This window comes from Leptolyngbya sp. PL-A3, from assembly GCF_039962325.1.
In the GTDB taxonomy this organism is placed as follows: Bacteria; Cyanobacteriota; Cyanobacteriia; order Elainellales; family Elainellaceae; genus Vacuolonema.
The window spans coordinates 109,602-126,894 of record NZ_JAMPLB010000004.1; the positions used below are offsets into that span (position 1 = coordinate 109,602).

Here is a 17,293-nt window from a genome sequence, read left to right on the forward strand (position 1 = left end):
CAGTTTTTCACTCCAAAAACCGTACGACCTTTATAGAGTAGGGCATTCTTCGTTACTGTTTCGTTCAATACGTCCTCTAGAATAATCCCATTCACCTATTAGAGCAGGAGGAGAGATGCGGTATAGCACACTGTATCTCTCCTCCTGCTCGAACAAATGAATATAGTGAGATAATGATGAGGGATTGACGCCCAATAAAGAGGTGGTAGATTGAGAGTGACTGACCTCTAAGAATGCTGGATATAATTTTTATAAGAGCCCAGAAACTTATTGCATTCTTAAGCTCTGTTGGTGCACACGGATGTTGTTTTCTAGGGGAAAACCATGGACGCGACAGCAAATTTAGTTCAAAGTTTCACGACAATGGGGCCTAATCCAATCGGGCTAGAGTCCAATGTAACGTTGCCAATTTGTGAGGGGTTCAATATTACCCTGGCAAGTTTTCAAGCCTTGTACTTGCAGTATCAAAAGCATCACTTTGTTGTGGAAGGAGCTGAATTTTATTCTCTCCATCAGTTCTTCAACGAAAGCTATGACGAAGTGCAAGGCCATGTGCATGAAATTGGAGAGCGCCTGAATGGATTAGGCGGTGTTCCCGTTGCTAGCTTCTCCAAATTAGCGGAACTTTGCTGCTTTACCCCTGAGCCCGATGGTCAATATAGCTGCCGTCAAATGGTCGAAAATGACCTGGCTGCGGAGCAAGCCATCATTCAACTTCTGAGGCGGCAGGCGGGGCAAGCTGAGAGCTTAGGCGATCGCGCGACCCGTTACCTCTACGAAAAAATCCTACTCGAAACCGAAGACCGGGCATTCCACCTGGCCCACTTCCTGGCTCGCGAAAGCTTGACCCCCGCGTTTCAACTTATGAACGGGCACTCATAAGCTCTTGCACACCGCAATCGATCCAGCATGTTTCAAGGAGTCTAAGCTTCCTTACAACATGCTGGATTTTTAATTTGCCTGGCCGGACATCGCCTCAGGAAAGGGGCTATGATCTGACTATGGGCCGGGTAGAATCCGCGCCTTTCCTGCTGACCGTGCCACTTCACTGACCCTATGCCCACATCTGCATACCTTCTGGTCGCCCACGGCAGTCGCGATCCCCGTCCGCAACTTGCCCTGGAAACCCTGGGGCAGCGCGTTCAACAAGCTTTGGCTCAAACAACCCCGGCATTGGCAACGACTCCCTCTTCAACAACGACTCAGCCGGCAACCACCATCCCTCTAGTTGAAACAGCCTGTTTAGAACTTCAACCCCAGCCTCTGCATCAGCAAATCCAGAACTTTGCAGAGCAAGCAATCGTTGCTCATATCTCAACCCTGGAGATCGTGCCCCTGTTCCTATTGCCGGGGGTGCATGTGATGGATGACATTCCAGCGGAAGTGGCGATCGCCCAACAAGCCCTGGGACAAGGCGTTCAACTTCACATTCGCCCTTACCTGGGCGCAAACCCACAGCTCTTTGAATCCCTGAGGTCAGTACTTCCCAGGCCACGTCCCGGTGGAATGATCATTATGTCCCATGGGAGCCGCCGTCCGGGCGGCAATGACCCTATCGAGTCTCTCGCACAACGTCTGGGGGCGATCGCCGCCTATTGGTCAGTATCTCCCACCCTGGAAGAGCAAGTCACAGCACAAATCCGCCAGGGATGTCAGGAAATCATCGTTTTTCCCTACATCCTATTTCCAGCGGGCATTACCGACGCGATCGCCACGACCCTGAATGAACTTTCCCAGCGATACCCTTACGTCCGATTCCAGGCCCTGCCAGCCCTGAGCGAAATTGCCCCCCTGGAACAATGGGTATTGACAAATGTGTTGAATCTTCATTAATCATGCGAAAATTGCATTTCATCTCTACATGAAATGCATTCGAGAGCACATTCGTAACAAAAGATACGATCTGCCACCGTATGCCGAAGGATAATCCTCAAAAGTCTGCGACGCTCCGTTCTTTAGATTCTTTTAACTATTTGCCTCCATGCAACATTCTCCTGGAAAGGTGTATCTCGTTGGCGCAGGTCCCGGTGATCCCGGCTTGTTTACCTTGAAGGGCAAGACGCTGCTGGAACATGCCGATGTGGTCGTTTATGACGCCCTGGTCAGCCCTCAGATTCTCGCAATGTGCAACCCTAACGCCGAAATGATTAACGCTGGAAAACGTCGGGGGCGGCACTCGCTAATGCAGGAGGACACTACACAACTCCTGATTGAGAAGGCCCAGACCCATGCCGTCATTGTTCGGCTCAAAGGCGGCGATCCCTTCGTTTTTGGGCGTGGCGGCGAAGAGATGGAGGACTTGGTGCAAGCTGGCATCTCTGTGGAAGTAGTACCCGGGATCACCTCCGGTATTGCGGCCCCTGCCTATGCCGGCATTCCCCTGACCCACCGCGCCTATAGCTCCTCGGTAACCTTCGTAACTGGCCATGAAATGGCTGGGAAGTATCGCCCAGTTGTGAATTGGCGGGCGATCGCCCAGGGCAGCGAAACCATCGTCATCTACATGGGTGTTCACAACCTGGCTTATATTGTTCAAGAATTACAAGCCGGAGGGCTTTCAGGCAGAACCCCTGTCGCGTTGGTGCGCTGGGGTACCCGGCCTGAACAGGAAGAACTGATCGGTACCCTGGAAACGATTGCCGAGCAAGTGCAACAGGCGGGTTTTGAAGCTCCTGCGATCGCCGTCATCGGTTCCATTGTCGCTATGCACGACATCCTTGCAGGATGCCGTCCTCTCGTTAATTAGTCCTTATCGAAAGAAGTGGCTCGGTGCAACGCACCGAGCCACTTCTTTTTTTAGCAATCGCCATCGTGATTAGATGAGGGCGAAGAGTATAGGCCCTATGCAATTTCACAGAACGTAACGTAAACCCTGACAGTTTCGCTCATTCAAAGCTTTAGACTCTTTAATACGTGAATTCTGCTCAATCCCTATGTTTCCAGTTCATCGTCCCCGTCGCCTTCGCTCTAACCCTCAGCTGCGCCGTATGGTGGCTGAGAACCAGCTGACCACCAGCGACCTCATCTACCCGTTGTTTGCCGTACCCGGAAGCGGGATTGCGAATGAAGTGCGCTCGATGCCGGGGGTTTATCAACTATCCGTTGACAAAATCGTTGAAGAAGCAAAAGAAACTTACGATTTGGGTATTCCGGCTATCATTCTGTTTGGTATTCCGGAAGATAAGGATCTTGATGCAACAGGTGCATGGCACGATTGTGGCATTGTTCAGAAAGCCACAGAAGCCGTTAAAAAGGCTGTTCCCGACCTCGTCGTCATGGTTGATACCTGTCTTTGTGAATACACCTCCCATGGCCACTGTGGCTATCTCGAAACAGGGGATTTAACCGGTCGTGTATTAAACGATCCTACCCTTGAGTTACTGAAGAAAACTGCCGTTTCTCAAGCCAATGCCGGGGCCGATATTATTGCCCCTTCTGGCATGATGGATGGCTTTGTAACCTCCATCCGTCAAGGGTTAGATGAGAATGGATTCGAGGACATTCCTATCATGTCCTATGCGGCAAAATACGCCTCGGCTTATTACGGGCCGTTCCGTGATGCGGCGGATTCAACCCCTCAATTTGGCGATCGCCGTACTTATCAAATGGATCCGGCCAATGGTGAAGAAGCTCTGAAAGAAATTGAGCTTGACATTGCCGAAGGAGCGGATATGCTCATGGTTAAACCAGCACTCGCCTATATGGATATTATTTGGCGGGTTAAGCAGGCAACTCATCTACCCGTAGCTGCATACAACGTTTCTGGTGAGTACGCTATGATCAAGGCGTCTGCTCTTAATGGTTGGATTGACGAACAACGCGTTGTAATCGAAACATTAACTGGATTCAAACGTGCGGGTGCAGACTTAATTTTGACCTATCATGCCAAGGATGCAGCCCGCTGGCTGCAGTCTTGATCAGGGTTAGGTTAAAAACCAAGAACAGCCCTGTCCATCTACCCGATTCAGATTGAGCAAATGAGTCCTGCTCCTTGGCAAGACTCCTGGCTATCTGATGTGTTTTGGCTGTTAGGTCGCAGAAACATCACATTGCCCCCTTCTCAATCTGAATTATGAAATACACAATTACCAATACCGGCACAGACTGGTTGTTGAAGATATGGGAACCTGCTCCTGTCACTAACGATCGCGAGTTACCGTTTCTTTATAAGGTCAAACTTCGCTTTCCCAGCGAACAGGAAGCCAAGCAAGCTTTGGAACATTACTGGTATATGCACCGGGATGTTTCTCAGCGTGACTTGGTACTCTCTAGAGCTTAAAAGCTCTGTGTAGAATCACCTCAATTTTCGGTCTGGTTACTAATTCCATAAAGAAGGGGCAGATGCTTTGCATCTGCCCCTTCTTTATGGAATAAAAGCCTTCTGATGGCCTATCAAAAGAGCGGGTAGACGTCATCTTCTACCCGCTCTTCTTGTCCTCACACAATAGGCGATCGCCGTGTTAGAAGGAACTGAACGTATACACAATACCGAGCAGAGCACCGATATCAAAACTATCGAGTAACCCAGCGTTAACGGACGATGTGAAGGCCAAATTCGAGGTAATCGGAATATCGACCCCAGCGGTTAATAGCAGGTCAAACTCATTATCGTCATCATCGAAGGAGAACGCTGTTCCTGCTCCAATGAAGGGATAGAACGAGAGAAATTCAGTTGAGAATCCATCAAAATCATAGGTCACTGGAACCAAAGCTGACACGCCATCCTCGATCAGCAGACTCGGACGAATCGAAATAGATGGAGCAACGGTAATTTTGCTTACGACTGCGAAGCTGGTGTCACCCAGAGCTGTGTCGCCACCAATTCCCAAGTTAGCGCCAACTCCAATAAAGCTGGGATTATTGCGGCGGCTGGATAGCCCTAATTCCGCAGCCGTTTCTTCAACTTCCGATTCGGCTTCGGAGAGACTAGCTTCGACAGCATCATCCGTAGTGATGACGCCCCCGAAGGTGTAAGCCACTGCTGCAAACACTCCCAGGTCAAACTCATCAAAAGGAGCCGCATTCAAACCTGCAGTAATGGCGAAGTTCTCATTCAGGGGAATGTCAAGCCCTGCGGATAGGAGCAAATCCAGATTAGAGTCATCACCTGTGCTTAGAGTGAGACCACCGCCCACATAGGGAGCAATTCCACCGGGACCAGAGATGGGAAGGTCGTAGGTTACAGGCAGCAGAATGCTGACATCATCTTCAATGAAGACTGCTGGACGAACCGAGAAGGCGGGGGTAACGGCGAATCGACTGACGATCGCAAAACTCGTGTCACCAATGGCGGTATCCCCTGTAATGCCAACGTTGGGGCCAATCCCGATGAAGTTGTAACGGTAACGGGTTCCTACTCGCTGGGCGATTTCAGTCCCATCTTGAGTTTGAATGAGCTGTAGGGTATTCGGCTCGTCTGTGGAAAGACTGGCTGGCTCTTGATTAGCAGGGCTCTCTAAGTCGACTGCCGCTGCACTATCTTCGTTCAGTGCAAAGGGAGCAGGCGTCTCAACGACAGGTTCGTCTGCAACGATAGGCTCGTCTGCAACGACAGGCGAACCCATTGACTCAGTAATACTGGGAGCCCCAGGTTCCGGTTCGTTCATGGGGGCATCCATGGTTCCGGAATCCATGGGGTCTACTGCCTGGGCGATTTGTGTGGGGTTAGCAGCACTGGAGACCTCTGCATCCCAATTTTTGGTGGGCTGAGGAGTAGCCATTCCCGTTGGGATGGTAGGGGCGATCGCTCCCTCCTGCACCAACATTCCCGCCTGAGACGTTGCAGTACTACCTTCAGACTCAGGGGTTGCAGCCAACGCACCAGCCTGACCTACCATCAGCGCTGAAGCCAATAAACCCATGGCAACGAGCGCTTGCTTGAAAAGAAAATCAAATTTCACCATACTCCTCCACCTCAATGAATACAAAAAGCTCGAAGTTAACGAACTGTTTGCCTGCTTAGTACAGTCTGTTTCAAGCTTTCCTTGAAGCAGTTTGTAGAAATAAGTTGACGACCTTAAATAGCACAAAGAAACAAATCCGAAGGCTTATGCCTCCGAGTGGTCAAGTTATTTCCAATGGATTCCTTAACCGTAGTTTCACCCGGAATTATAAGGGATTTAGACCGTAAAAGGAGATAGGCCCAAAGATAGAAAAAAAACGTAAAAGCCTTTTACGGACTGATCTCTTCGCAAAAGAAGTATATTTTTATACACAAAGATAGAATGAAAGATAATATTTTTATAAACTCTTACCTGTAATGGCTTAAAAATTTTTAAAACTCTCTTCTTAGCCCAAACAAATCAAATATAAAATCCATTTTTTCAACTAATCTTGATACCTATACTAGGGGTATAGTCCTTTAGCCAATACAGTTACAAACATAATCGCAGTAGCACATCTTTCCCGTAACATCTCTCTACCCAGTGAAGCATAGCGAGTGTGTAGAAGCTTTCCGAATAAACGACGCTTCGCCCGAGTAAAAATTGCCATAGCGATCGCCAGCTAGCGTCTACTCACATCTTTCCAAAACCTAAAAGGATAATTTTGCGTCACGACGCGACGCAAAATTATCCTTTTAGGTTTTGGTGTAAGACTTACCTAAAAGAGAGGCGGGGCTATGCCCCGCCTCTCTCGTCGATATAGGCTTTGTGACAACTCCCTACAAAACTCGTAAAACGCTAGGAATTTCAGCTACGGCACTAAACTGCCGGATCTCCTCCAGTGCTTTACGGAAATTTCCCTCTTGAACATCATGGGTTACAACAACAATTTCCACTAATTGATCTTGAGAATCGATCTGAACGATCGATTCCAAACTCACATCGTGATTTCCAAAACAAGTTCCAATTTTACCAATCACACCGGATTGATCCCGAGTCAGAAACCGGGCATAAAACCGTGTCACTAGCGATTCCATGGGGCTAATGGTGCAGTAATGCTCATGAATGCAGGCCATTAAGGGGTGCAACGGCCATACCTGTTGACCCGAAGATGTTAGCAACGCCGCAATGTTTTGAATATCGGACACGATCGCACTTGCTGTCGGCCCCATGCCTGCACCAGGCCCAAAGAACATGACCTGGCCGATCGGCTCCCCTTCTACCAGAATGGCGTTATAGACATCGTTCACACTGGCAAGGGGATGCACCTTGGGCAAGAGCGTAGGATGAACGCGCACTTGCAGATGGTCGGTTGGATCGTTGGGTTCTGGGGATGCTTCGCGCTGCGCCGTGGCAATGAGCTTGATCACAAACCCTAGTTTGTCGGCATAACTAATGTCGCTGGCACTAATGTTGCGAATGCCCTCGCAGTAGACCTCGGGGAGTTTTACCCGGCCGCCAAACGCTAAAGCCGCCAGAATCGCGATTTTGTCAGCCGCATCCAGGCCATCTACATCTGCTGTAGGATCAGCCTCGGCATAGCCTAACCGCTGAGCATCGGCCAGCACCGCTGCGAAGTCAGCCCCCTCCCGCTGCATTCGCGTCAGGATGTAGTTGGTGGTGCCATTGATAATTCCCATCACCCGGTGGATTCGGTTGACACTGAGGGATTGCTTCAGGGGTTGAATCACAGGAATGCCCCCCGCGACCGCCGCCTCGATCATGACGTAAACGCCAGCCTCATTAGCGGCATCAAAGATTTCGTCGCTGTAGCGGGCAATCACTGCTTTGTTGGCCGTAACGACGTGCTTCTTGTGGGCGATCGCCTTCAAGATGAGCGATCGCGCAGGCTCCAGGCCACCAATCACCTCCACCACAACATCCACATCAGGGTCGCTCACAATGGACTCCAGGTCAGTGGTCAGGAGGGATGTCGGGAGCGAAATCGGACGCGGTTTGTCGAGGGAACGTACGCCCACTCGATGCAGCTCAATTTCCCCTAATAGAGGATGCCGCCCGTTGAGATCTTGCAAAATTTGTACTGTTCCGGCTCCAACTGTCCCAAGGCCCAACAAACCAACCTTAAATGTCACCGTTTAACCTGCCTCTATTCTTAAATTTGATTTTTAAGTACCGGGTGCCCGGCCCTCAAAAATTGTCATAATTCCGCTTCCATATTGTAGGAGGGATAGGTTCGGTTCTAGGAATCTATCCTAGAAAGCACAACCCATTGCGTTGCGGATAGGTGGTCCTGTTTCAGATGTGTGGATGGGATGTGGTGAAAGGGGCACTTCGTCCCCCTTTCACCACATCCCATCCCTATCAGGGCGTAATGGGTGGAGCAAAAATAATACAACTGTAGTATTGTTCCGGAGCGCAAAAGTGCGCCGTTGTAGTTAGAAATACATCAACAGTACACAGCAACAAGCCATTGAGTCGAATGGTGGTAATCTGCCACCCCAATGCTGACGTGCTGTATGCTACACCCCTCGTCACTTCCCTGTATTATGACCGGAACGTATCTGTCTCGTGAGCAACTGCAGCACTGGCTCCAGAAGCAGTTGCGCCATTCTTACCAAGAAGGGTTTCACAAAGGCCAGTACGACGGCATGCGGCGAGGACAGGTTCACGGTGCTGTCAACATCCTCTACATCAGTTTAGAGGAACAGTTCGGTTCGCTGGATCATGAATTACAGGCTTGGATTGCCGGGCTGTCCTTTTCAGATTTGCAAGCCCTGGCTCGCCAGTCATCTCACTTAAAATCTCTGGCTGACTTACAAAGTTGGTTAAAACAACGGGCACGTTAGAGCGTACGGCTGTCTTGTAGGCTGCAATTAAAACCAGGAAGGTTCGTTTTGAAAAGCTTTACTCAGCACCGCTTTTCAAAACGAACCTGTTCTAATTGGCGAGCGTAGGGTCACGCCCTACCAGAAATAAAATCAGCCACCTCTGGGGGTTTGCAAATCCACTACACTGCAAAAAGGCTGCTCCACTTATGCAAAGGAGCGATCGCCCGATTGTTTCCCCATTCCGCACCGTTATGACTGCTATCCCTGATTCTTCCATTCCCATCGCCATGACCATTGCAGGTTCCGATAGTGGCGGTGGGGCTGGCATCCAGGCTGACCTACGCACCTTCGCCTTTCATCGAGTGCATGGTACTAGCGCCCTTACCTGCATCACCGCGCAAAACACTCAAGGTGTAACACGGGTAGATGCACTCCCACCCGAAGCGGTTACCGCTCAGGTCGGCGCTGTGTTGAATGACATCGGTGTCCAGGCTGTAAAAACGGGGATGTTACTGAACTCAGACATTATTGCCGCCGTAGCCCAGCAGGCCGCCGAGCGTCACTTGCCAAACCTGGTCGTTGATCCAGTCATGGTATCGCGAACAGGAGCTCAGCTCATTGCCGATGAAGCGATCGCCAAACTGCGACACGATCTCATTCCCCTGGCCCACATCCTCACCCCCAACCGCTACGAGGCCCAAATGCTTAGTGGCCTGGAAATTCAAACCCTGGAGGATATGAAAACGGCTGCGCAGAAAATCCTACCCCTGGGAGCCCATGCCGTGCTGGTCAAAGGCGGCGGCATGAATGGCGAATTACGAGGCGTGGATGTGTTTTTTGATGGCGATCGCCTGGAAATCCTACAGACCGAAACCGTGGACACGGCAGATACCCATGGAACCGGCTGTACTCTGTCCGCTGCGATCGCAGCCAATCTTGCCCTGGGGCATCCTCTTCTTAGCGCCGTTCAGCAGGCCAAGGCGTATGTTACTGAAGCCCTGCGTCATTCTCTGCGAATAGGCCACGGACAGGGGCCAGTAGGTCATTTTTACGCGCTGCTATAGCGATCGTTTTCCAATAAAAATGTGCGCCGTGATTAACACAGCGCACATTTTCTCTCAAGGCGATCGTTAGTTCTGAGGAGGGTCGCCCCAGGTCGATTCCCAATCCGGGCACTTTTCCCCCTCCCAACCGTAGGGATACATGCCACAGACAAACATAACGCCGTTGTAGGCATGCCCATGGTAATGGCGGCAACCAACACAGGCTGGATGCTCATTAAACATGGGTTCTACTGTTTGGGTAATGGGGGCTGTAGTGTCTAGCAGCGAGGATTCCAGGGTTGTTACCAACTCCAAAAAGGGGTCAAGCCAGCCATACATCTCCCGTTCCAGCACATCGAGTTGTGGCATCATCGCCTCCTCGACCTGCTCCATAACCGCTTCGGAAAAATCGGCCAGGGATTCTACCGCCTCGTCAACCCCCCGGGCGACATCATCAAAAAACTGCTCAACATCCCGCGCAATGGTTTCTAGCATTTTTTCCCAATCCTGTTGCCAATTATCCATGGGTCTGATCCGGCTGAACGGCCCCCTTACTCACGGCTAAGTCGCCGCAGTTCCTCTTGTAATTTTTCCACCTGTTGACGCAAATTGTCGGCCTCTGGTCGGGGAGGGGTTGATGCGGACGGCCCATCCTCGTCTTCTAGAATCTCGATACGTCGAGGTTCTGAGGCAGACCCCGGTTCTGAAGCGGTCGGTTGCTGAGCCTTCCGCATCATTTCATCAACCATGCGTTTGGCATCCTCGGCGGTAATTTCCCCCCGAGCTACCATTTCATCCGCCAGCTTTTGGGCTTGCGATCGCAAATCTGCCAGGGTGCTTCCGGCCTTTTCTCCCGCATAGGAGGCCAGACCCACTCCTAAATAAAATGCTCGTTGGACGAGATCTCCGAATCCCGGCATCGTCCATATACTCCTATTAACGAAACAATAAAGAATGGGCCTTTGCTGAATACAGAGAAAACGGTGGTTACTCTATTTTGCTAGCTCGCCCACGCTTCCAGCATAGGAAATACATGCTTCTTTGCCTATGGGGAGAAACGTTCAGGAAACCGAACTAACCCATCTACTATCCAAACCAGGACAGCTGCACGGCATGGGGGGTGTGGCGCGTGCGCGCCACACCCCCCATGCCGTGCAGTTAAAAGTTATTAAAAGCCTGTTGGTACTGGGCGGAATGGCCTTACACCCTTTAAAACCAAAAGACCCGGAGTCCACGCCTGCGTCGAGCATCCCGTATTGCTGCTACCTTCCGGTCCTGACAAGATTTGGGCGTCGAAGCTGCATGGGTCCGAGTCAATTTAAGAATAACACGTTATGCCAGCATGTGGGGCGATCGCTCTACCTTCTATGACAATTTCCCTCCCATACTGTTGAATCCTTACAAATCAGGTTCATAAATTAAATTTTTTCCTAATTCTCCAGCTTGGTAGTCACGAATCTTTATTTCTGGGAAGGATAAGCCATAATTCGTTTAATATCCAGCCCGTCCTCTGACCCTGACTCCTGGCGATTAGTAAAGTCCATGAGCATTTCCAATCAATCTGCGTCAGATAACCCCGTCTCCCTGACGCGGTTGCTCAGTAGCCTTCCTGGGATGGTTTACCGATGCCCTAACGATCAGGCCTGGTCTATGGACTATGTCAGTTCAGGCAGCCTTGCCCTAACGGGCTACCATCCTCAACAACTGACTAAGAACCAGGAGGTTTCCTACGCCAGCCTGATTCATCCTGAGGATCGCGATCGCATCTGGAATGCCGTGCAACAGGCACTCGAACGGCACCATCCCTTCCAACTGGTCTACCGAATTCGAGATGTGGGTGGGCAGGAAAAATGGGTTTGGGAACAGGGGCAGGGAGTTTGGACGGAGCACCAGCTTGAGGCATTAGAGGGCTTCGTCTTTGACATTACTGCCCACAAAGTTTTAGAGGCTAAACAGCAAGAAGCGGCAGCAGAGTTACAAATGACTCAACGGTTCTTGCAATCGGTTCTTGAAAACCTGCCGGTCGCTGTGATCGCCAAAAATGCCACAGACTTCCGGTTCGTTCTTTGGAATGCGACAGCCACAAAATTATTTCGTCTCTCGCCCGAACAAGTGCTGGGACGAACAGGGTTTGACGTGTTTCCTCAGGCCATTGCTAAGGCCCGGCGACAGCGTGATTTGCAGGCGCTCCGGAGTGATGCCATCATCCACATTCCTGTGGAAGAGACTCAGATAGAGGGTAAATTACGGCTGTTACAAACCTGGCAAACACGAATTGTGGATGTGGATGGGACGCCCCAGTACTTGCTCACCATTGCCAATGACGTTACCGAGCGGGAGCAGTTAAGGGAAACCCAACGTCAGGCTGAAGAACGCCTGCGAACTTATAGCCAGGCTCTGGGTCAACTGGTCAGGAGTAAGACTCGGGCGCAGGAGGATTTGCACGCCAATTTGCGCGAGATTACAGAGGTCGCCTGTCGAGCTATGCCGGTGGCGATCGCCGGGATCTGGCTGTTTGCCGAAGAGGGCATGGTCTTACGGTTGACCGAGTGTTACACCCAGAAAACCCAGGAACACAGCAATGGCATCGATTTAGTTGCGGCTGACTATCCGAACTACTTCAAAGCACTCGCCTCTGCCCGACTGCTGGCCGTGGTAGATGCCTGCCAGGATCCTCGTACCCATGAATTTTGCACAACCTACCTCAAACCTCAGGGTATTACTAGCTTGCTAGATGCCCCGATCTGGCTGAGCGGTGAAATGATTGGTGTGCTGTGTCTGGAGCATGAAGGCGAACCGCGAACCTGGACTATGGAGGAGGAAAACTTTGCGGCGTCCCTTGCCGACTTTGTAAGCCTGGCCCTGGAAACCTGGAACCGCCAGCAAGCCGAAGCAGCCCTCCGCCAAAAAACTGAGCATCTGGAAGCGGCTCTGAACGAACTGCAATGCACCCAGACCCAACTGGTGCAGAGCGAAAAAATGTCGAGCCTGGGCCAGTTGGTGGCCGGTGTTGCCCACGAAATTAATAACCCCGTCAACTTCATCTACGGCAACCTGGATCCCGCCCAAAGTTACATTGATGACCTGCTGGAGCTGATTCGGCTATATCAGAAGCAGTATCCAGAACCGGGGGGCGTGATTGCTCAACACATCGACACCATCGAATTGGATTTTGTGAAGGAGGATCTGCCCCGTCTGCTTAGCTCGATGCGCATGGGAGCCGAGCGGATTCAGAAAATCGTCAAATCCTTACGGAATTTTTCGCGAACGGATGAATCGGAAATCAAGGCCGTTGACCTGCTCGAAGGCATTGAGAGTACGTTGATGATTTTGCAGAATCGGCTCAAGCGCAAGGCCGACCATCCCGAAATTCGCCTGGTGAAGGAGTACGGACCTCTACCACCTGTCGAGTGCTACGTTGGGCAAATCAATCAGGTATTTATGAACTTGTTGAGTAATGCGATCGATGCTCTAGAAGAAAAGCTCACGCAATGCCCACCTTCTGAGGAGCAGCTTTGGCTTCCCCAAATTCGAATTGTGACAGAACAGCTCCAGGAGAACTGGGTCACAATTCGTATTGCCGACAATGGGCCAGGGCTCACCCCCTCTGCCCGGCAAAACTTATTTCAAGCCTTTTTTACCACTAAACCCCTCGGCAAGGGGACGGGCTTGGGCCTATCTATCAGCTACCAGATTGTGACCGAGAAGCACAGCGGCACTTTGCAATGCTTCTCCGCACCTGGGGAAGGGGTCGAGTTTGTGATTGAAATTCCGGTAACACAATCCAGGCCTGCTTAAGATTGGGGTGGCTACTTGAGGAAGGTATTGCCTGCTCAAGCGGCTACCCAGCAGGATTGTTACACCTGAGCGAGTTCGCGGATGTCGGGAGTGCTGTCCGATTCAGGCCAGGAGTAGGTGCTGAGGTAGGCGATCGCCCCATCCAACAACTCCAATCCCTGCTCCAGAGACTCCATCACGGCCAACCGCCCCCGCAAATCTGCCGCATTCGGAAAACCTTTGGCATACCAGGTCATATGCTTGCGCGCCTGTCGAATGCCCCGTATTCCCTTGTACTCCCACAACATTTGCAGGTGATCGCGGGCACATTGCAGCTTTTCTACAGGGGTGGGAGGGACTCGCTCCTCTCCAGTCTTCAGGAAGTGGTCAATTTCGCCCACCAGGAAGGGATAGCCCAGCGTCCCTCGGGCACACATCACCCCATCTGCCCCAGTCTGCTCCAGGCAATTCACAGCCGCTTCCACCGAGAAAATATCGCCATTGGCAATCACCGGAATGGAAAGAACTTCTTTTACCCGAGCAATCCACTCCCATCGCGCCGGGCCGTTGTAGCCCTGGGCACGGGTACGACCATGGAGCGTGAGCATTTTTGCCCCGGCGTCTTCCATACGCTTGGCAAATTCAACCGCGTTAATTTCGCTATCGCACCAGCCAATCCGGGTTTTAACCGTCACAGGCACATCGACCGCTGCCACAACGGAACGCACGATTTCTGCTGCCAGCTCCGGCTGGCGTAGCAAGGAGGAGCCACCCCCGTTCTTGGTAATCTTGTTGACTGGGCAGCCCATGTTTAGATCCACGGTATCGGCCCCTTCCCCTACGGCCTTCTGTGCCGCTTCTGCCAAAAAATCAGGCCGACAATCGAATAGCTGAATACTGATAGGCCGCTCACCCGGATCAATCTCCATCAAAATTGGCAACTGCTTGACGTAGTGCAGCCCCGTCGCGTTCACCATCTCGGTATACATCATCGAGTCGGGTGCATACCGTCGCACTAACCGTCGAAACACCAGATCCGTCACTCCCGACAACGGCGATTGCAGTACCCGGCTTTGAAGCTGCACAGAACCAATGTTCAATGGGCCAGCCAGACGGGCTTTCAGTACGGGAGAGAGCGTAACCATAGTGTGGGCGATCGCTTGTGAGTGGCTTTACGATTCTACTGCTTTGTTGAGGGCCGGTGGTTAGATGAGTAGCCTATTCAGCAATTCTCAGTATGGGCATCAAAGCCAAGAGTTCACGCCCTACGGGCGTGAACTCTTGGCTTTGATGCCCGAGAACCGCGCGCCCATGGCGCGCGGTTCTCGGGCCTGATTTCAAAATGAGAATTAATGAGAGTTGCTGTAGCCTGCTACTGATCCAATCTCATAAACTTCTGGCGGCAACCCCTACCCATTCCTATACGGTTCCCCACCAGGTAACGGGGTAAAGAGTGCGTAGACTTAAAAAGTTGACGGCAGATTCAAGGCCGCTTGAGTCGTACCCTAGTTTGCCCCCTTATTCAACCGTCCCTTTGGTTGTTCGGTAAATACGCCTTCATCGTTGAGCGCAAACGCACACAGTATATAGAAAGAATTAAGTTGCGGCTTCTTGCGATCGCTCGACCCGTTCCGAGGGCGGTGCAACTTCCAAAGTATTTGGACGAACCCAAATCCACATAGACCACAGAAACCGGAGCACCATTCACTATGGCCAAAGTTGTAGGAATTGACCTGGGAACCACGAACTCCTGCGTCGCCGTGATGGAGGGGGGTAAGCCCACCGTCATCGCTAACGCAGAAGGTTTTCGCACCACTCCCTCGGTTGTTGCCTTCGACCCCAAGACCAAGGAACGTCGGGTCGGGCAGATCGCCAAGCGGCAATCTGTAATCAACCCCGAAAATACCTTCTATTCCGTTAAGCGCTTCATTGGTCGCCGCTTCGACGAAGTGACCCATGAAACCACGGAAGTTCCTTACAAGGTGCTGAACGTCAATGGCAACGTTAAGCTGGATTGCACCGCCGAAGGCAAGCAATTCGCCCCTGAAGAAATCTCGGCACAGGTGCTGCGCAAGCTGGTCGAAGATGCCAGCAAGTACCTGGGCGAAACCGTAACTCAGGCCGTTATCACGGTTCCTGCTTACTTCAACGACTCCCAGCGTCAGGCTACCAAAGACGCCGGTAAGATTGCCGGGATTGAAGTACTGCGGATTATCAACGAGCCCACTGCTGCATCCCTGGCCTACGGGATGGATAAGAAAAACAACGAAACCGTCCTGGTTTTTGACTTAGGGGGCGGTACGTTCGACGTATCCATTCTGGAAGTGGGCGAAGGCGTGTTTGAAGTAATGGCCACCTCTGGGGATACTCACCTGGGTGGTGATGACTTCGACAAGAAGATCGTGGATTACCTGGCCGAGTCCTTCAGATCCCAAGAAGGAATTGACCTGCGCAAGGACAAGCAAGCCCTCCAGCGTCTGACGGAAGCTGCGGAGAAAGCCAAGATTGAGCTGTCCAGCGTGACTCAGGCAGAAATCAACCTGCCCTTTATCACGGCAACTCAGGATGGGCCAAAGCACCTGGATACCACCCTGACTCGAGCCAAGTTCGAGGAGCTATGCTCTGACCTGATCGATCGCTGCCGCATCCCCGTTGAGAATGCGCTGCGTGACGCTAAGCTCAGCAAAACCGATATTGACGAAGTGGTAATGGTGGGTGGTTCAACCCGCATTCCTGCGATTCAAGATTTGGTCAAGCGCATTCTGGACAAGTCTCCCAACCAGACCGTAAACCCTGATGAAGTTGTAGCCGTAGGTGCTGCAATTCAGGCGGGTGTACTGGCGGGTGAAGTGAAAGACATCCTGCTGCTTGACGTCACTCCGCTGTCCCTGGGTGTGGAAACCCTGGGTGGCGTGATGACAGCCATCATCCCTCGTAACACCACCATCCCCACCAAGAAGTCGGAAGTCTTCTCTACGGCGGCTGATGGCCAGACCAACGTGGAAATCCACGTTCTGCAGGGTGAGCGCCAAATGTCGAACGACAACAAGAGCCTTGGAACCTTCCGCCTGGATGGGATTCCTCCCGCTCCCCGTGGCGTACCTCAAATCGAAGTAACCTTTGACATCGACGCCAACGGTATCCTCAACGTTCGTGCCCGTGACAAAGGTACGGGTAAAGAGCAGTCCATCAGCATCACGGGTGCTTCGACCCTGCCTAAGGATGTTGTGGAACAGATGGTACAGGAAGCCGAGCAAAATGCGGCTGCTGACCAGGAGCGTCGTGAGCGCATCGACGTGAAGAACCAGGCTGACTCTCTGGCTTACCAGGCTGAGAAGCAAATCAGCGAGTTGGGTGACAAGGTGCCCGCTGATGATAAAGCCAAGATCGAGAGCATGACCAAGGATCTGCGGGATGCGATCGCCCAGGAAGACTTCGACCGCATCAAATCCCTCATGGGTGAGCTGCAACAAACCCTCTACACCGTGGGTAGCAACCTCTACCAAGGTGCAGGTGGCGCTCCCGAAGACATGGGTAACGGCCCCAGTCCCAATGGTTCGGCAGATGGATCTAGCTCCTCTGGCGAAGATGATGTGATCGACGCTGAGTTCTCGGAAAGCAAGTAACACAAGTAATTAGGAAGCAGCTGCTTCCTAATTCATCAAAAAAAGCACCCCATTTAGGGGTGCTTTTTTTGATGCAAGAGCTTCTATTCCGTATGCCATATCACCCTGAGCTGGGATTATCCAACATGTGAAAGATGCACTTCATGCATGGATTTTTTACCCTGGCTTAAGTAGGG

The 17,293-nt window shown here is 51.7% G+C and carries 14 protein-coding genes and 1 other RNA gene; 9 read left to right on the plus strand and 6 right to left on the minus strand.

The genetic code is table 11. The annotated features are described in order from the left end of the window. Positions 1–324: 324 nt before the first annotated feature. From NDI52_RS05235 to NDI52_RS05255, 5 genes are all read left to right on the plus strand, one after another. A complete protein-coding gene (locus NDI52_RS05235; RefSeq protein WP_190773312.1) occupies positions 325–882 on the plus strand; it encodes a Dps family protein in 558 nt (185 codons plus the stop codon). A gap of 174 nt (positions 883–1,056) precedes the next feature. After that, entirely contained in the window at positions 1,057–1,833 is a 777-nt protein-coding gene (locus NDI52_RS05240; protein ID WP_190773311.1) for a CbiX/SirB N-terminal domain-containing protein, read from the plus strand. Between the two features lie 148 nt (positions 1,834–1,981). Next, on the plus strand, positions 1,982–2,746 hold the full coding sequence (gene cobA, locus NDI52_RS05245; protein WP_190773310.1) for a uroporphyrinogen-III C-methyltransferase: 765 nt from the start codon (positions 1,982–1,984) through the stop codon (positions 2,744–2,746). 187 nt (positions 2,747–2,933) lie between these two features. Further along, complete coding sequence (gene hemB, locus NDI52_RS05250; RefSeq protein ID WP_190773309.1) at positions 2,934–3,917, plus strand: porphobilinogen synthase; 984 nt, start codon at positions 2,934–2,936, stop codon at positions 3,915–3,917. Positions 3,918–4,072: 155 nt separating this feature from the next. Then, complete coding sequence (locus tag NDI52_RS05255; protein ID WP_190773308.1) at positions 4,073–4,279, plus strand: hypothetical protein; 207 nt, start codon at positions 4,073–4,075, stop codon at positions 4,277–4,279. 181 nt (positions 4,280–4,460) lie between these two features. On the opposite strand, the gene NDI52_RS05260 is transcribed toward NDI52_RS05255, so the two are convergent. After that, positions 4,461–5,903, minus strand: coding sequence for a hypothetical protein (locus NDI52_RS05260; protein WP_190789423.1), 1,443 nt, complete (start codon positions 5,901–5,903; stop codon positions 4,461–4,463). 758 nt (positions 5,904–6,661) lie between these two features. Next, the gene (locus tag NDI52_RS05265) at positions 6,662–7,975 is read right to left on the minus strand and encodes a homoserine dehydrogenase (protein ID WP_190773306.1); all 1,314 of its coding nucleotides are present in this window, start codon (positions 7,973–7,975) and stop codon (positions 6,662–6,664) included. A gap of 414 nt (positions 7,976–8,389) precedes the next feature. Here NDI52_RS05265 and NDI52_RS05270 point away from each other — a divergent pair, with 414 nt between their 5' ends. Then, positions 8,390–8,689, plus strand: a complete 300-nt coding sequence (locus tag NDI52_RS05270; RefSeq protein ID WP_190773305.1) for a DUF4351 domain-containing protein — start codon at positions 8,390–8,392, stop codon at positions 8,687–8,689. A 233-nt stretch (positions 8,690–8,922) separates the two neighbouring features. Then, a complete protein-coding gene (gene thiD, locus NDI52_RS05275; protein WP_190773380.1) occupies positions 8,923–9,735 on the plus strand; it encodes a bifunctional hydroxymethylpyrimidine kinase/phosphomethylpyrimidine kinase in 813 nt (270 codons plus the stop codon). A 66-nt stretch (positions 9,736–9,801) separates the two neighbouring features. Here the strand turns inward: thiD and NDI52_RS05280 are convergent, their stop codons facing one another. The 3 genes from NDI52_RS05280 to ffs all read right to left on the minus strand — a co-directional run bounded on the left by NDI52_RS05280 (position 9,802) and on the right by ffs (position 11,029). Beyond that, the gene (locus tag NDI52_RS05280; RefSeq protein ID WP_190773304.1) at positions 9,802–10,239 is read right to left on the minus strand and encodes a hypothetical protein; all 438 of its coding nucleotides are present in this window, start codon (positions 10,237–10,239) and stop codon (positions 9,802–9,804) included. 26 nt (positions 10,240–10,265) lie between these two features. Then, positions 10,266–10,634, minus strand: coding sequence for a phasin family protein (locus tag NDI52_RS05285; RefSeq protein ID WP_190773303.1), 369 nt, complete (start codon positions 10,632–10,634; stop codon positions 10,266–10,268). 298 nt (positions 10,635–10,932) lie between these two features. Continuing rightward, positions 10,933–11,029: signal recognition particle sRNA small type (ffs, locus tag NDI52_RS05290), an RNA gene on the minus strand. Between the two features lie 227 nt (positions 11,030–11,256). Here ffs and NDI52_RS05295 point away from each other — a divergent pair. Continuing rightward, on the plus strand, positions 11,257–13,512 hold the full coding sequence (locus NDI52_RS05295) for an ATP-binding protein (protein WP_190771765.1): 2,256 nt from the start codon (positions 11,257–11,259) through the stop codon (positions 13,510–13,512). 59 nt (positions 13,513–13,571) lie between these two features. Here the strand turns inward: NDI52_RS05295 and dusB are convergent, their stop codons facing one another. Next, entirely contained in the window at positions 13,572–14,636 is a 1,065-nt protein-coding gene (gene dusB, locus NDI52_RS05300; protein WP_190771766.1) for a tRNA dihydrouridine synthase DusB, read from the minus strand. A 564-nt stretch (positions 14,637–15,200) separates the two neighbouring features. Between dusB and dnaK the strand changes: the two genes are divergently transcribed. Continuing rightward, positions 15,201–17,117, plus strand: a complete 1,917-nt coding sequence (gene dnaK / locus NDI52_RS05305) for a molecular chaperone DnaK (protein WP_190771767.1) — start codon at positions 15,201–15,203, stop codon at positions 17,115–17,117. Positions 17,118–17,293: the final 176 nt, after the last annotated feature.

Bases quoted from the DNA above. Each gene is read 5' to 3' on its own strand.
- hemB (WP_190773309.1), top strand. From the start codon at position 2,934: ATGTTTCCAGTTCATCGTCCCCGTCGCCTTCGCTCTAACCCTCAGCTG.
- dnaK (WP_190771767.1), top strand. From the start codon at position 15,201: ATGGCCAAAGTTGTAGGAATTGACCTGGGAACCACGAACTCCTGCGTC.
- cobA (WP_190773310.1), top strand. From the start codon at position 1,982: ATGCAACATTCTCCTGGAAAGGTGTATCTCGTTGGCGCAGGTCCCGGT.
- thiD (WP_190773380.1), top strand. From the start codon at position 8,923: ATGACTGCTATCCCTGATTCTTCCATTCCCATCGCCATGACCATTGCA.
- NDI52_RS05280 (WP_190773304.1), bottom strand. From the start codon at position 10,239: ATGGATAATTGGCAACAGGATTGGGAAAAAATGCTAGAAACCATTGCG.
- NDI52_RS05260 (WP_190789423.1), bottom strand. From the start codon at position 5,903: ATGGTGAAATTTGATTTTCTTTTCAAGCAAGCGCTCGTTGCCATGGGT.
- NDI52_RS05295 (WP_190771765.1), top strand. From the start codon at position 11,257: ATGAGCATTTCCAATCAATCTGCGTCAGATAACCCCGTCTCCCTGACG.
- NDI52_RS05240 (WP_190773311.1), top strand. From the start codon at position 1,057: ATGCCCACATCTGCATACCTTCTGGTCGCCCACGGCAGTCGCGATCCC.
- NDI52_RS05255 (WP_190773308.1), top strand. From the start codon at position 4,073: ATGAAATACACAATTACCAATACCGGCACAGACTGGTTGTTGAAGATA.
- NDI52_RS05235 (WP_190773312.1), top strand. From the start codon at position 325: ATGGACGCGACAGCAAATTTAGTTCAAAGTTTCACGACAATGGGGCCT.
- NDI52_RS05270 (WP_190773305.1), top strand. From the start codon at position 8,390: ATGACCGGAACGTATCTGTCTCGTGAGCAACTGCAGCACTGGCTCCAG.
- NDI52_RS05285 (WP_190773303.1), bottom strand. From the start codon at position 10,634: ATGCCGGGATTCGGAGATCTCGTCCAACGAGCATTTTATTTAGGAGTG.
- dusB (WP_190771766.1), bottom strand. From the start codon at position 14,636: ATGGTTACGCTCTCTCCCGTACTGAAAGCCCGTCTGGCTGGCCCATTG.